Source organism: Micromonospora sp. NBC_01740, from assembly GCF_035920365.1.
GTDB lineage: Bacteria > Actinomycetota > Actinomycetes > Mycobacteriales > Micromonosporaceae > Micromonospora > Micromonospora reichwaldensis.
Genome location: NZ_CP109150.1, coordinates 2,096,952 through 2,110,079, shown reverse-complemented (window position 1 = coordinate 2,110,079; position 13,128 = coordinate 2,096,952). Strand labels below are relative to the sequence as shown.

Sequence of the window (13,128 nt, the reverse complement as noted above, 5' to 3'; positions counted from 1 at the left end):
CTCCCCGAACCCAAGGGACACCGACGTGCCAGACACCACCTCCCGCCCCGCCCAGCCCGCCCGGGGCCCGGACGCCGACGCCGTGGCGACGACGCCGCCCGGTGACGCCGGGCCGGTCGCGGGCCCGCCCGGCGCCGGCGTCCGTCCCGGCTCCCGGGGGCGAGGCGCGTGGCTCGTACCCGTCGCGGCCGTGGCGTCGGCGGTGGCCGTACTCCTACTCGGTCTGCGGGCCGGCGACGCGCTCGCGGTCGCGATCCCCGGGCTGCCGGATCCGGGGCCGGTCACGGCGTGGGCGCTGCCCGTGGTCCGGCTGCTCGCCGACGGCCTCGCCACCCTGACGGTCGGGATGCTGGTGACGGCGGCCTTCCTGCTGCCCGGCGACGGGCGGAGCGTCTCGGCGTACGGCTGGCTGCTGCTGCGCCGCGCGGGCACGGCGGCGGCGGGCTGGGCGGTGGCCGCGGTGACGCTGATCGTGCTGACGGTCTCGGACCTGCTCGGCGTCCCCGTGGACGGGCTCGGCGCCCCCACCGTGGTCAGCTTCGCCACCTCGATCTCGCAGGGGCAGGCGCTGCTGCTCCAGGCGGGGCTGGCGCTGACGGTGGCCGTGCTGGCCCGGGCGGGCGTGTCGCGCGGGCTCGCCGCCGTGACGGCGTTGGTCGCGCTGGTCGGGGTGCTGCCGCCGGCGTTCACCGGGCACGCCGCCGGGGCGGGCAACCACCAGATCGCGGTGTCCAGCCTCGCCCTGCACGTGCTGGCCGCCGCCCTCTGGGTCGGCGGGCTGGTGGCGCTGCTGATGGTCCGCCGCAGCCGGCAGCTCGCCGACGCCGCCCACCGGTACGGCCGCCTCGCTCTGGGCTGCTTCGTGGCCGTCGCGGTGAGCGGATCGGCCAACGCGGCCGTACGCCTCGGCGACGTCGCCCAGCTCTGGCAGTCCCGGTACGGCTGGCTGGTCCTCGGCAAGCTCGTCGCCCTGGCGGTCCTGGGCACCCTGGGCGCCGTGCACCGGTCGCGGACCCTGCCGGCCCTGCGTACGGGTCGACGCGGCGCGTTCGCCCGGCTTGCCGCCGGCGAGGTGGTCGTGTTCGCCGCCACCGTCGGGCTGGCGGTGGCGTTGTCCCGCAGCCCCACCCCGGTGACGCAGGACCCGCTCGACGCCGATCCGATCACCGAGCTGCTCGGCTTCCCGATGCCCGCCGCGCCGACCCCGGAACGCCTGGTGGGCCAGCCGCTGCCGGACATGTTCTTCCTGACCCTCACCGTCCTCGGCATCGGCGGCTACCTGGCCGGGGTGTGGCGGCTGCACCGGGCCGGGCACCGCTGGCCGCTGGCCCGGACCGCGAGCTGGTCGGCCGGTCTGCTGCTGCTGGCCGCCGTCACCAACCTGGGCGTGGCCCGCTACGCGTACGTGCTGTTCAGCGCCCACATGGTGCAGCACATGGTGCTGTCGATGCTGGTGCCGATCCTGCTCGTCGGCGGCGCCCCGGTCACCCTCGCGCTGCGCGCCCTGCGTCGCCCCGCCGACCCGCAGGTCCGTGGTGCCCGGGAGTGGCTTCTGCTGGTGCTGCACAGCCGGCCCGCGAGGCTGCTCACCCATCCTCTGGTCGCGCTGGGCATCTACGCCGGCAGCCTCTTCGGTCTCTACCTGAGCGACCTGCTCGGCACGCTGATGCGCTCCCACCTCGGCCACCTGGCCATGCTCACGCACTTCGTGGTCGCGGGGTACCTGCTGTTCTGGGTGCTCATCGGGGTCGATCCGGGCCGGCCGAGGCTCCCCCACCCCATCCTGGTGATCATCCACCTCGCGGCGATGATGGCGCACGGCTTCTTCGGCCTCGTGCTGATGCAGACCACCAGCGTCATCGCGCCGGACTGGTACGTCGCCGTCCACCCCGACTGGGCGTCGTCGCTGCTGGAGGACCAGCGGCTGGGCGCGGGCATCGCCTGGGCGTTCGGGGAGATCCCCGCCGCGATCGTGCTGGTCGTGCTGGTCCGCCAGTGGATCCGCGCCGACCGGCGGGAGCAGGCCCGCCTCGACCGGGCCGCCGCCCGAGCCGAGGCCACCGGCGAGCCGGACGACCTGGCCCACTACAACTCGTTCCTCGCCGCCGCCGGCCGCGCCGACGCCGCCGACTCCGGTGGTTCCGCCGCGACGTCGGCCCGTACCCCGTAGGCGTCGGCGCGCGGCCCGGAGGAGGCGGGCCGGTCAGGGCTGCGGCGGGGACGGCAGGTCGACCACCCGGGTGGCCCAGCGGGCCATCAGCGCCGGATCGTGGGTGATGAGCAGGACCCCGGCGGCGTGCTCCCGCTGGTAGTCGGTGATGACGGCCGCGAGGTGCGCCTGGGTGGAGGCGTCGAGCATGGCGGTGGCCTCGTCGCAGAGCAGGTAGTCCGGCCGGTGCACGAGCGCGCGGGCGAGGCAGGCGCGTTGCAGCTGCCCGTCGCTGACGGCGTGGGGGCGGCGGGCGAGCAGGTCGGGCGTGAGGCCGACGAGGTCGGCCAGCTCCGCCGCGCGGGCCCGCGCCTGCGCCTCGGGCGTGCCGGTGGCGCGCAGCGGTTCGGCGATGATGTCGGCGAGGCCCAGCCGGGGGTCGGTGGCCGCGCGGGGGCTCTGGAAGAGGATCGCGACGCGGGTACGGACGGCGGCGGGCAGCCGGTGCCGGGCCCCCACGATCCGGTGGCCGTCGAGGGTGACGTGCCCGGCCTCGGGGGCGTGCAGCAGGGCCAGCACCCGGGCGAGGGTGGACTTTCCGCTGCCCGAGGGCCCGCGCAGGCCGACCGTCTCGCCGGGGGCGACGCGCAGGTCGACGCCGTCGAGGACGCGCCGGCCACCGTAGGAGACGGCGACCTCGTGGGCGGCGAGCGCGGTGGTGGTCATGCCGGCGGTGCTGCTCATGGCCGGTGCTCCGGCGGTGCTGGGCACGCCGGCAGTGCTGGTCATGCCGGCAGTGCTGGTCATGCCGGCGCTCCGAGGGTCAGCGGGTGGTGACAGGCGATCCGGGCCGGGGCGCCCGCCGAGGGCGCGGGCGGGGTGCGGCAGACGTCGGTGGCGCGGTCGCAGCGCGGGGCGAAGGCGCAGCCGGGAGGCAGGTCGGTGAGCATCGGCGGGTGGCCGGGTACCGGCCGGAAGGCCCGCTCGGGCCGGGCGTCGAGCAGGCCGGCGGTGTAGGGGTGGGCGGGTGCCGCGAAGAGTTCGGCCGTCGGCCGCCGCTCCACGATCCGGCTGGCGTACATGACGGCGACCGTGTCGGCGACCCGGCGGGCGGCGGCCAGGTCGTGGGTGATGAGCAGGACGGCGCCGCCGGCGTCGCAGCGGCGGCGCAGCAGGTCGAGGGTGTGGTCGACCAGGGGCCGGTCGAGGCCCGTGGTGGGTTCGTCGGCGAGCAGCAGCGGCGGGTCGGGGGCGAGGGCGAGGGCGGTGGCCAGGCGTTGGGCCATGCCGCCGGAGAGCTCGTGGGGATAGCGGTCGAGGTCGGCGGGGTCGAGCCCGACGTCGTCGGCGACCCGCTCGGCCGCCGCGGGCGCCTCGCGCCGGGTGCGCCCGTGGGCGCGCAGGGTCTCCTCCAGCAGCCGCCGGCCCGTCCGTACGGGGGTGAGGGCGGTGGCGGGGCTCTGCGGCACCAGCCCGACCGCGCGGCCGCGTACGGCGCGGGCGAGGTGCCGCTCGGAGGAGTTGACCAGGTCGACCTGCGCCCCGGTGGGCGGGCGCAGGTGGGCGTGACCCGTGACGGTGGCGTTGCCGGGGAGCAGGCCGAGCAGGGCGTGCGCGAGCACCGACTTGCCGCAGCCGGACTCCCCGACCACCGCCAGGAGTTCGCCCGGGTGGATCGTCAGGTGCAGGTCGGTGACGGCCTGCACGACGGCGTCGCGGAGTTCGAAGCGGACGGTGAGCCCGTCGACCTCCAACAGGCCCGGCCGACCGTCGGCGGCGGCACCGGCCGGGGCGACGGCGTCGCCCGTGGCGGCGCTGCCGGCGGGGGCGGCGGTGTCGGCCCGGACGGCGGTGGGCTCGCGGGTGGTGGTCACAGGTGCAGCTCCGCTCGTACGCGCGGGTCGAGGCGGTCGCGCCACCGGCCCGTGAGGGCGGCCAGGGCCAGCGTGACGACGACGAGGAGCAGGCCGGGCACGATGCTGGCCCACCAGGCGCCGGTGAGCAGGGACCGCTGCCCGTCGTTGATCATGTTGCCGATCGAGGCCAGGTGCGGGGGCAGGCCCAGGCCGAGGAAGGACAGCGCGGTCTCGTGCCAGACGGCGTGCGGCACCATCAGCGTGGTGGCCAGCGCCAACCGGGGCAGCACGTGCGGGAGCAGGTGCCGGGTGATGACCCGGGCACGGCTCGCGCCGCCAGAGATCGCGGCGTCGATGAACGGCCGGGTGCGCAGGCTGAGCAGCTCCGACCGGACGATGCGGGCGGTGGAGAGCCAGTGCGTCAGCCCGATCGACAGGATCACCGCGCCGAGGCTCGGACGCAGCATCGCGACGATGAAGATGCCCAGCAGCAGGTGCGGCAGCGCCGCGATGGTGTCGACCACCCGCATCAGCACCCGGTCGACCCAGCCGCCGAGGGTGCCGGCCACCGCGCCGACGAGGCCGCCGATCACGGTGGCGACGAGCGCGGCGACCGCGCCGACGAGCAGCGAGACCCGCAGGCCGTAGAGGCTGCGGTGGGCCACGTCGCGGCCCAGGTCGTCGGTGCCCGCCGGGTCCGCCCAGGATGGCGCCAGCCGGGTACGGGCCAGGTCCACCGCGCTCTCGTCGAGCGGCCAGAGGACGGGGGCGAGGAGGCAGGCCAGGCCCGCGCCGACGAGCACGGCCCAGGCGACGGCGGCACCGACCCGGCCCGTACGCGGCTTCGGCCGCCGGAGCCGGGCTGGCAGGGCGAGGTCAGTCATCGAGGCGTACCCGGGGATCGGCGGCGGCGTAGGCGAGGTCGGTGCCCAGGTTCGCGGCCAGCACCACGACGGTGGTGGCCAGGGTCGTGGCGGCCAGCAGCGGGAAGTCGCTGCCCAGCGCGGCCTGTACGGTCACCGCGCCGAGGCCGGGCAGGGAGAACACGGTCTCCACCAGGACGGCGCCGCCGATCAGCTCCGGCAGGTGGGTGCCGACGAGGGTGAGGAACGGCAGCAGGGCCGTACGCAGGGCGTGGCCGAACAGGACGGTGCGGCCCGGCAGGCCCCGGGCCCGGGCGGCGAGGACGTGGTCGTCGCGGAGGCTGTCGGCGACGGCGTCCCGGATGAACAGCACGAACCACGGCATCTGGGCGATCGCCAGCACGCCCACCGGCAGGATCAGGTGCCGGGCCACGTCGGCGGGGTCGGTGCCGGTGGCGGTGATGTCGGTGAGCCCGCCCGCCGGCAGCCAGCCGAGGGTGAGGGCGAACAGGGCGATCGCGGCCAGCCCGATCCAGAACACCGGCATCGACTGCACGGCGTACGCGGTGGCGCGCAGCGCCCGGTCGAACCAGCCGCCCCGCCGGTACGCGGCCAGCGTGCCCAGCAGCAGGCTCGCCACGAGGACGAGGGCGAGGGCGGCGCCGACGAGCAGCAGGGTCCAGCCGGCGCGGGCGGCGAGCACGGCGGTCACCGGTTCGTGGCGGCTGGTGGACCAGCCCAGGTCGCCCTGGAGCAGGTTGCCCACCCAGCGCAGGTACTGCACGGGCAGCGGGTCGTCGACGCCCCAGTTGGCGCGAATCTGCGCCAGGTTCTCCTCGGTGGCGGTGAACGCCGCCGCGCCCGCGTACTGCTGGGCGGGGTCGATGGGCGAGGCCGCGCCGAGGGCGAACATGCCGACGCTGGTGGCGGCGAGGATGGGTACGGCCACCAGCAGTCGCCGGCGGACCACCGTGCCGGCTCCCGCCAGCCGCCGCGGCCGGCGCCGGACGGTGGTCCTCGCCGGGGGCGGCGCGGCGGTCGGGGCGGGGGTCTTCGCTGTCGGGGCGGGCGTCGTCACGACTTCCTCGTCCAGGTGTGGATGTTCCACCAGAGGCTGTTGGCGACGTCGTGCTCGTGCGGCTCCACCCGGGGGGTCACGCCGGCGACCGCGTCCTTCACCACGTAGGTGTGCTGGAGGTAGGTGAGGAACACCCACGGCATGTCGGTGGCGAGCTGCTTCTGGAACGTGGCGTACGCGGCCTTGCGGGCGGCCGGTTCGGCGTTGGCGCGGCCGTCCTGCAACGCCTTGTCCACCACGGACGACCGGTAGGAGCCGGGGTTGAAGAAGCCCTGGCCGGCGAAGGCGGAGCCGAACAGCTTGTAGGAGACGAAGTCCGGATCGTACGGGGTGCCGTAGCCCATCACGAGCGCGTCGCTGCCCATCCGGGGGGTGATCGCGTCCCAGGTCAGCCCCTCAGGGGTGATCTTGATGCCGACCTTCTTCGCGTCGGCGGTCACCGCGAGGGCGAGCTCCTTGCGGAGGCTGTCCGTGGCCGGGTACATCAGTGCGAACGCCGCCTGCCGACCGTCCTTGGCACGGATCCCGTCCGGGCCCGGCTTCCAGCCGGCGGCGTCGAGGGCGGCGGTCGCGGCGGCCGGATCGGCGGCGGGCCTGCCCACGATCGACGGCTCGGCGAACTCCGACGTCGGCGGGACCGGCCCGAACGCGGGCTCGCCCGCCCCGCCGAGCAGCCCGGTGACCATCGCCGCGCGGTCCACCGCCGCGTTCAGTGCCCGCCGCACCGCGAGGTCGGCGGTGACCGGGTTGCCCATCGGCAACATCACGCCCCGGTAGTCGGCGGTGGGCACCCGCTGCACCCGGTAGCCGGCCTGCCCGTCGAAGCCGGTGGTCAGCTTCGGCGCCAGCTCCGCCGCGTCGAACTCCCCCGCCCGCATCCGCTGCGCGCGTACGTTGTCGTCGGCGACGAAGGCCACCACCACGCCGCCGTTGGCGGGCTTGCCACCCCAATAGCTCTCGTTGGCCGCGAGCACGAGCCGGTCGCCCGGGGTCCACGAGGTCACGCGGTACGGGCCGGTGCCCACCGGCTTGCGGTTGAACTCGGCCTTGTTGATGTCCTGCCCGGTCAGCGCCTTGGCCGGCACGATGCCGAGGGCCAGCCGCTGCGCGAAGGGCGCGTAGGCGTACTTCAGGGTGAACACCACGGTCGACGGGTCGGGCGCGGTGACCGAGGCGAGCATGTCCAGGTCGGAGCGGAGCGTGGAGTCGACCTTCGGGTCCAGCACCGCCTGGTAGGTGAAGACCACGTCCTGGGCAGTGAACGGGCTGCCGTCGTGGAACAGCACGCCGTCGCGGAGCTTCGCGGTGACCGTCCTGCCGTCCGCCGACACGGTCGGCAGTTCCCGGGCCAGCGCCGGCACCAGCTCGTTGCGGGCGTCGCGGGCGACCAGCCCGTCGAAGATCAGGGAGCCGCCGTCGACGCCGTAGTTCAGCACCGGGTTCAACGCGTCCGGCTCGCCCGCCGTCGCCACGACGAGCGTGCCGGCGCCGGCCGCGCCCGTCGACGTGGTCGTCGGCGAGGAGCAGCCGGCCACGGCGAGGACACCGGCGACGGCCACCGCCGCCACGCGCTTGGACACAGGCGTACCCATCACATGCTCCCGGGTCTGTTCTTCGCACGACCGCCCGGCGTCGCACTCGGGCCGGCGTCCTGATCTTGGCCGACGTGCCCGCGGCGGTCCACGGTCACGAGCGGGCGGACGCCCCGGCCGTGGTCTGGATCATCGCGCCCGGGGCAGCCGGCCACTAACGCCAGCATTCCGCAATTGCCAATCTCGTGCAACAAGCGCCAGGCGGCCATGTAGCCCAGGCCACACCCCGTCCACGTCGGAGCGCGACGGTCAGCCGGCGGCGCCGCGGTCGTACGCGGCGCGGGCGCGATGAACCTGCTCGATGTGCGTCTCGGCCCAGTTCTTGATCGCCTGTTGGATCGGAAGCAGGGTACGACCCAGCGCGGTGATCCCGTAATCGACGCGCACCGGCACCGACGGCGTGACGGTGCGGGTGAGCAGGCCGTCGCGTTCCAGCTTGCGCAGCGTCTGGGTCAGCATCTTCTGGCTGGCCCCGGGGATGGTGCGGCTCAGGTCGCTGTAGCGCAGGGGCCCGTCGGCGAGGGCGGCGAGGACCAGCGTCACCCACTTGTCGCTGAGCGTCGCCAGCAGCTGGTGACCCGGGCACTGCGCGAGGAAGGCGTTGTACTCGTCGCGCTGGTGCTCCCGCAGCTGGGCGGCGCTGAGGGTCGCCATGACGGACCTCCGGGAGGGTTACGCACCTTCGGGTACCTACTTACCGCTGGAGAGTAGCAGCCCTAGCGTGAGCGGCATGAAGGCTGTTGCCGTACGCCGCTTCGGCGGCCCCGAGGTCCTGGAAATCGTCGACGTACCTGTGCCCGAGGCCGGGCCCGGCCAGGTGCGCGTCCGCGTGGCCGCGGCGGCGGTCAACCGGATCGACCTGTCCACCCGCAATGGGGCGCTCAGCGAGGCCGGACTGCTCGCCCCCGCCCCGGTGGTGTGGCTCGGCTGGGACGTGGCCGGACGGGTCGACCAGGTCGGCCCCGGCGTCACCCGGTTCGCCCCCGGGGACCAGGTGATCGGCCTGCGCGACGTGCTGTCGGCCGGCGGCGCCCAGGCGGAGTACGTCGTCCTGGACGACCGCGCGGTGGCCCCGGCGCCGGCCGGCGTCCCCGCCGCGCGGGCCGCCGCCCTGCCGCTCGCCGGGCTCACGGCCGACCGGTCGCTCACCCTCACGGGCCTGCGCGCCGGGCAGACGCTGCTCGTCACCGGCGCCGCGGGCGGCGTCGGCGGGCTGCTGCTCGAACTGGCCACCATGCGGGGCGTGCGCACCGTGGCCGTCGCCGACTCCGACGACGAAGCGGTCGTCCGCGGCCTGGGCGCGACCTGGTTCGTGCCGCGCACGCAACGGCTCGCCGAGGCCGTACGCCGAAAGGTGCCCGGTGGCGTCGACGCGGTGGTCGACGCCGCGGTGGTCGGTGTCGCGGCGCACGAGGCACTGCGGCCGGAGGGCACCTTCGTGGCCCTGGTCGCACCGTTCGCGCCGCCGCCCCTGCGGGCCACGCGCGTCGTCGTGCAGGAGGTGTTCGCCGACGGCGCGCGGTTGACCGAACTGGCCGCGCTGGTGGGCGCGGGACGGCTCAGCCCGCGCGTCGCGGACACCCTGCCGCTGGACCAGGTCGGCGTGGCCCACGACCGCCTCGCCGGAGGCGGCCTGCGCGGGCGCCTCGTCCTCACGCCCTGACCACACTCGGACGCCCGGCGGGGCCGGCCCGGCTCCCACCGGGCAGCGCCTGCCGGGCGGCCGGATCGGCCCCCGTCCACCACCCGGGCGTCCGGGCCGGCCCGTCCGCCGGGCGTTCTCGTCGTCGGGGTCAGCCGACGGGCAGGGCGGCCAGCCAGTCCTGCCAGGCCCGCTCGCTCCGGGCCGGGTCCTGCCCGGGGGCGAAGACGTGGTGGCCGAGGACCAGGGCGTCGCCGCGCTCGGCACCGGAGTGCAGGAACCGGTAGAGCGCGTCGGCGGTGCGGACACCGACGTAGGTCGGCAGGCCGGCCAGGTCGACGACGCCCTCGATCGGCGGCAGCCCGGCGACGGTGAACCGGACGCGCTCCCCCTCGGCGAGCGGACCGGCCGCGCCGAGGGCTTCGGCCACGGCCGCCCACGCCCGGTCCGCGCCGCCGACGCCCGGGCGGAAGGCCGAGACCGGGGTCGCGGTCCGGCCGGGGAAGTGGGCGAGGTACGCGGCCAGCGTCCCGAGGTACATGTCCCAGCCGATCCCCATGGCCTCGTACTCGGTCTCCCAGTCGTCCCCGAGGACGCCGCTCTGGACGAGCCGCAGGGTCGTGCTGCCCCGCTCGCGGCCCTCGATCAGGTATTCCATGGCCATGAACGTGCCGTCCGGGGCCGGTTCGGTGCGGTCGGCGAGCCGTTTGCCGGGCTCCCAGGCGGTGATCGTCGACTCCTCGACGTGGCCGGCCATCGTCAGGCGGGTCCGGCCGCCCTCGCCCGGCTCGACCTCCGTGCGGCCCATGAACCAGGAGTCGATGCCCGGACCGGTGGCGATGGCTTCCCACACCTGCTCGGGCGTGGCGGCCAGCTCGACGTCCTTGCGCAGCTCGAAGTGGTGTCCCATGTCAGTGCTCCTCGTTCGCGGTGCTGTCGTCGGGGTCGGTGCTGGGGTGCAGGGCGACCACCACCCGGTGCTCGCGGCCGCCGGGGGCGTTCTCGTCGTGGTACCTGCCGACCAGGGCGGTGACGGTGGCCGCCAGTTCCTCGGCGAAGGCCGCCCGGTCGGCCGCCGAGGCGAACCGGACGGTGCCGTCGACCGCGAACGTCGCCACCCGCCGCTTCGCCCGCTCCGCGCCGGTGACGAGCGCGCCGACGTCCTGCACCAGGCGGGCGGCCAGTGCCAGCAGCCACCGCGCCGACAGCCGGTCCGGCGACTGCGCCGGGTCGGGCCGGACGGCGGCGAGGGCGGCGGGCGAGATCACGTACGACGCCGCGGTCGCCCGCATGACCCGCTCGGTCACGTTGCCCTTCCGGCGCTCCTCCACCAGTTCGACCAGGCCGTGCTGCTCCAGCGCCCGGAGGTGGTAGTTGACCTTCTGTCGGGGCAGGCCGACGCGGGCGGCGAGCATCGTCGCCGAGGCCGGCTCGGCGAGCGCGGCCAGCAGCCGGGCCCGCATCGGGTCCAGCGACGCCTCGGCCGCCGCCGGGTCCTCGATCACTGCGATGTCGAACATGGGCACAGCGTCCCACCGACAATTTTTCTTGTCAAGACAATCGGATTGTTCGGCGGGGCCGCCGCTCACTCCTCCCGAGGGCGCAGGCGTACGCGGCGCAGCAGTTGGGCGTTGAGCGCCACCACGATCGTCGAGGCGGACATCAGGATCGCGCCGACCGCCGGGCTGAGCGTCACCCCGGCCCAGGCCAGCACGCCCGCGGCCAGCGGAAGGGCGACGACGTTGTAGCCGGCCGCCCAGCCCAGGTTCTGGATCATCTTGCGGTACGAGGCCCGCGACAGCCGGATCACGCCGGTGACGCCCCGCGGGTCGGACGAGGCGAGCACCACCCCGGCGGACTCGATCGCCACGTCGGTGCCGGCGCCGATGGCGATGCCCACGTCGGCCCGGGCCAGGGCGGGGGCGTCGTTCACCCCGTCGCCGACCATCGCCACCCGCAGCCCGCGCCGTTGCAGGTCGGCCACGGCGTCGTCCTTGTCGGCGGGCAGCACCTCGGCGAACACCTCGTCGACGCCGGGACGGAACCCGAGGTCGGCGGCGACCGCCTCGGCGACCGGGCGGGCGTCCCCGGTGATCATGACGATCTTGCCGACGCCCTGCTCCCGCAGCTCGGCGATCGCCTCGCGGGCCTCGGGACGGACCTGGTCCTCCAGCGCCAGGGCGCCGAGGACGGTGGCCGTGTCGCCGTCGAGGCGCAGCAGGTGCAGCACCGCCGCGCCCCGGCGCGACCACTCGCCCTGCCGGTCGGCCAGGTCGTCCGGCGTCCGCGCGCCCAGCTCGCGGAGCAGGGCGGGACCCCCGACGGCGTACGCCGTGCCGTCGACCTCGGCGCGGACGCCGCGCCCGGTCAGCGAGCGGAACCCCGTCGCCCGCCGGGCCACGCCGCGCCCGGCCCCGGCGGTCACGATGGCCCGGGCCAGCGGATGCTCGCTGTCCGCCTCCACCGCCGCCGCCAGGGCGAGCACCTCGTCCTCGCTGCCGTTCCCCGTGGCCGCCACCCCCGACACCACGTGCTCGCCCCGGGTGAGGGTGCCGGTCTTGTCGAACAGCACCGCGTCGACCGTGCGCATCCGCTCCAGCGCCAACCGGTCCTTGACCAGGATCCCGCCCCTGGCCGCCACGGCGGTCGACAGCGCGATCACCAGCGGGATGGCCAGGCCCAGCGCGTGCGGGCAGGCGATCACCAGCACGGTGACGGTACGCACCACGGCCCCGCCGAGGTCGCCGAGCACGGCCCAGGTCACCAGGGTCGCCAGGGCCACCACGGTCGCGACGTAGAACAGCCAGGCGGCGAAGCGGTCGGCGAGCACCTGCGCGCGACCGCTGGACTGCTGGGCCTGGGCCACCAGGCGCTGGATGCCGGCCAGCGCGGTGTCCTCGCCGACCGCCTCGACGCGTACCCGGACCGCCGCGTCGGTGGCCACCGTGCCGGCGACCACCCGGTCCCCGACGCCCCGGGAGACCGGCCGCGACTCGCCGGTCACCATGGACTCGTCCAGCTCGGCGCCGCCCTCGACGATCCGGCCGTCGGCCGGCACCCGCGCACCGGGCCGGACCAGCACCAGGTCGTCGACCCGCAGGTCCGCCACGGACACCCGCTCGACCCCACCGTCCGCCGCCACCCGCTCGGCGTCGTCGGGCAGCAGCGCCGCCAGGGCGGACAGCGCGCCCTGCGCCTGCCCGATGGCCTTCATCTCCTGCCAGTGCCCGAGCAGCATGATCGTGACCAGGGCGGCGAGTTCCCACCAGAAGTCCAGGTCGAAGACGCCGAGCGCGGTGGCCGCCGAGGCGACGTACGCCACCGTGATGGCCATCGCGATGAGCAGCATCATGCCGGGCGCCCGGTCGCGCACCTCCCGCACGGCCCCGGCCAGGAACGGCCAGCCGCCGTAGAGGAAGACGACGGTGCCGAGGACCGGGCCGACCCATGCCATGCCCGGGAACTCCAGCCGGTAGCCGAACCAGTCCATCACCATCTCGCTGGTCAGGACGATCGGCACGGTGAGCGCCAGGCTCAGCCAGAACTTCCGGCGGAACATCTCCGGGTCGTGCCCGGCGTGCTTGTCGTGCCCGGCGTGCCCGCCCGCGCCGTGGGCGTGCTGGCCGGCGTGCGTGTCGGAGGCACCCGTCGCGCGGGGCGGGTGGCCGTCGTGGTGGTGCGTCTCGTGGGGCATCTGCGCCTCCTCCCGACCCACGATATACCCCCTCCGGGTATACGTCGTCGGATCGCTTCGAGAAGCCGGCCCCGGGGCCCGCGCCTCCCCGGCGGTCCCGCACGGCAGCCCCGGGTTTGGCTGACCCCCGGCGGGTCACCTGGGAGAGGCGGGCGGAGGGTTTGCGGCGGTGGGCGCCGGGAAGCCCGACGGTCGAACCCGCGCGAGAGGGAGATGACGCCATGCACGTGCTCCATGAGGATCCGCGTCGGGTG

General features: G+C 75.5%; 11 protein-coding genes. 2 read left to right on the top strand and 9 right to left on the bottom strand.

Going from position 1 to position 13,128, the window contains the following annotated elements; translation table 11 throughout:
- Positions 1-25 precede the first annotated feature (25 nt).
- A complete protein-coding gene (locus OG989_RS10170; protein ID WP_327030363.1) occupies positions 26-2,170 on the top strand; it encodes a bifunctional copper resistance protein CopD/cytochrome c oxidase assembly protein in 2,145 nt (714 codons plus the stop codon).
- 33 nt (positions 2,171-2,203) lie between these two features.
- On the opposite strand, the gene OG989_RS10165 is transcribed toward OG989_RS10170, so the two are convergent.
- From OG989_RS10165 to OG989_RS10140, 6 genes are all read right to left on the bottom strand, one after another.
- Complete coding sequence (locus tag OG989_RS10165; protein ID WP_225852551.1) at positions 2,204-2,956, bottom strand: ABC transporter ATP-binding protein; 753 nt, start codon at positions 2,954-2,956, stop codon at positions 2,204-2,206.
- A complete protein-coding gene (locus tag OG989_RS10160) occupies positions 2,953-4,023 on the bottom strand; it encodes an ABC transporter ATP-binding protein (protein ID WP_327030362.1) in 1,071 nt (356 codons plus the stop codon). Before OG989_RS10160 ends, OG989_RS10165 begins: the two co-directional genes overlap by 4 nt.
- Positions 4,020-4,889, bottom strand: a complete 870-nt coding sequence (locus tag OG989_RS10155) for an ABC transporter permease (protein WP_327030361.1) — start codon at positions 4,887-4,889, stop codon at positions 4,020-4,022. The genes OG989_RS10160 and OG989_RS10155 overlap by 4 nt, the downstream gene beginning before the upstream one ends.
- On the bottom strand, positions 4,882-5,946 hold the full coding sequence (locus OG989_RS10150; protein ID WP_327030360.1) for an ABC transporter permease: 1,065 nt from the start codon (positions 5,944-5,946) through the stop codon (positions 4,882-4,884). The genes OG989_RS10155 and OG989_RS10150 overlap by 8 nt, the downstream gene beginning before the upstream one ends.
- Entirely contained in the window at positions 5,943-7,538 is a 1,596-nt protein-coding gene (locus OG989_RS10145; RefSeq protein ID WP_327030359.1) for an ABC transporter substrate-binding protein, read from the bottom strand. Before OG989_RS10145 ends, OG989_RS10150 begins: the two co-directional genes overlap by 4 nt.
- Positions 7,539-7,787: 249 nt before the next feature.
- Complete coding sequence (locus tag OG989_RS10140) at positions 7,788-8,192, bottom strand: winged helix-turn-helix transcriptional regulator (protein WP_151455135.1); 405 nt, start codon at positions 8,190-8,192, stop codon at positions 7,788-7,790.
- Positions 8,193-8,268: 76 nt separating this feature from the next.
- Between OG989_RS10140 and OG989_RS10135 the strand changes: the two genes are divergently transcribed.
- Positions 8,269-9,201 (top strand): alcohol dehydrogenase catalytic domain-containing protein, encoded by a 933-nt coding sequence (locus OG989_RS10135; RefSeq protein WP_327030358.1) that lies wholly within the window; start codon positions 8,269-8,271, stop codon positions 9,199-9,201.
- 130 nt (positions 9,202-9,331) lie between these two features.
- Here the strand turns inward: OG989_RS10135 and OG989_RS10130 are convergent, their stop codons facing one another.
- From OG989_RS10130 to OG989_RS10120, 3 genes are all read right to left on the bottom strand, one after another.
- Positions 9,332-10,090, bottom strand: coding sequence for an SRPBCC family protein (locus tag OG989_RS10130; RefSeq protein WP_327030357.1), 759 nt, complete (start codon positions 10,088-10,090; stop codon positions 9,332-9,334).
- A gap of 1 nt (position 10,091) precedes the next feature.
- Positions 10,092-10,700, bottom strand: a complete 609-nt coding sequence (locus OG989_RS10125) for an ArsR/SmtB family transcription factor (RefSeq protein ID WP_327030356.1) — start codon at positions 10,698-10,700, stop codon at positions 10,092-10,094.
- 65 nt (positions 10,701-10,765) lie between these two features.
- The gene (locus tag OG989_RS10120) at positions 10,766-12,874 is read right to left on the bottom strand and encodes a heavy metal translocating P-type ATPase (protein ID WP_327030355.1); all 2,109 of its coding nucleotides are present in this window, start codon (positions 12,872-12,874) and stop codon (positions 10,766-10,768) included.
- Positions 12,875-13,128: the final 254 nt, after the last annotated feature.

Bases quoted from the DNA above. Each gene is read 5' to 3' on its own strand.
- OG989_RS10120 (WP_327030355.1), bottom strand. From the start codon at position 12,874: ATGCCCCACGAGACGCACCACCACGACGGCCACCCGCCCCGCGCGACG.
- OG989_RS10145 (WP_327030359.1), bottom strand. From the start codon at position 7,538: ATGGGTACGCCTGTGTCCAAGCGCGTGGCGGCGGTGGCCGTCGCCGGT.
- OG989_RS10130 (WP_327030357.1), bottom strand. From the start codon at position 10,090: ATGGGACACCACTTCGAGCTGCGCAAGGACGTCGAGCTGGCCGCCACG.
- OG989_RS10135 (WP_327030358.1), top strand. From the start codon at position 8,269: ATGAAGGCTGTTGCCGTACGCCGCTTCGGCGGCCCCGAGGTCCTGGAA.
- OG989_RS10125 (WP_327030356.1), bottom strand. From the start codon at position 10,700: ATGTTCGACATCGCAGTGATCGAGGACCCGGCGGCGGCCGAGGCGTCG.
- OG989_RS10155 (WP_327030361.1), bottom strand. From the start codon at position 4,889: ATGACTGACCTCGCCCTGCCAGCCCGGCTCCGGCGGCCGAAGCCGCGT.
- OG989_RS10165 (WP_225852551.1), bottom strand. From the start codon at position 2,956: ATGACCAGCACTGCCGGCATGACCAGCACTGCCGGCGTGCCCAGCACC.
- OG989_RS10140 (WP_151455135.1), bottom strand. From the start codon at position 8,192: ATGGCGACCCTCAGCGCCGCCCAGCTGCGGGAGCACCAGCGCGACGAG.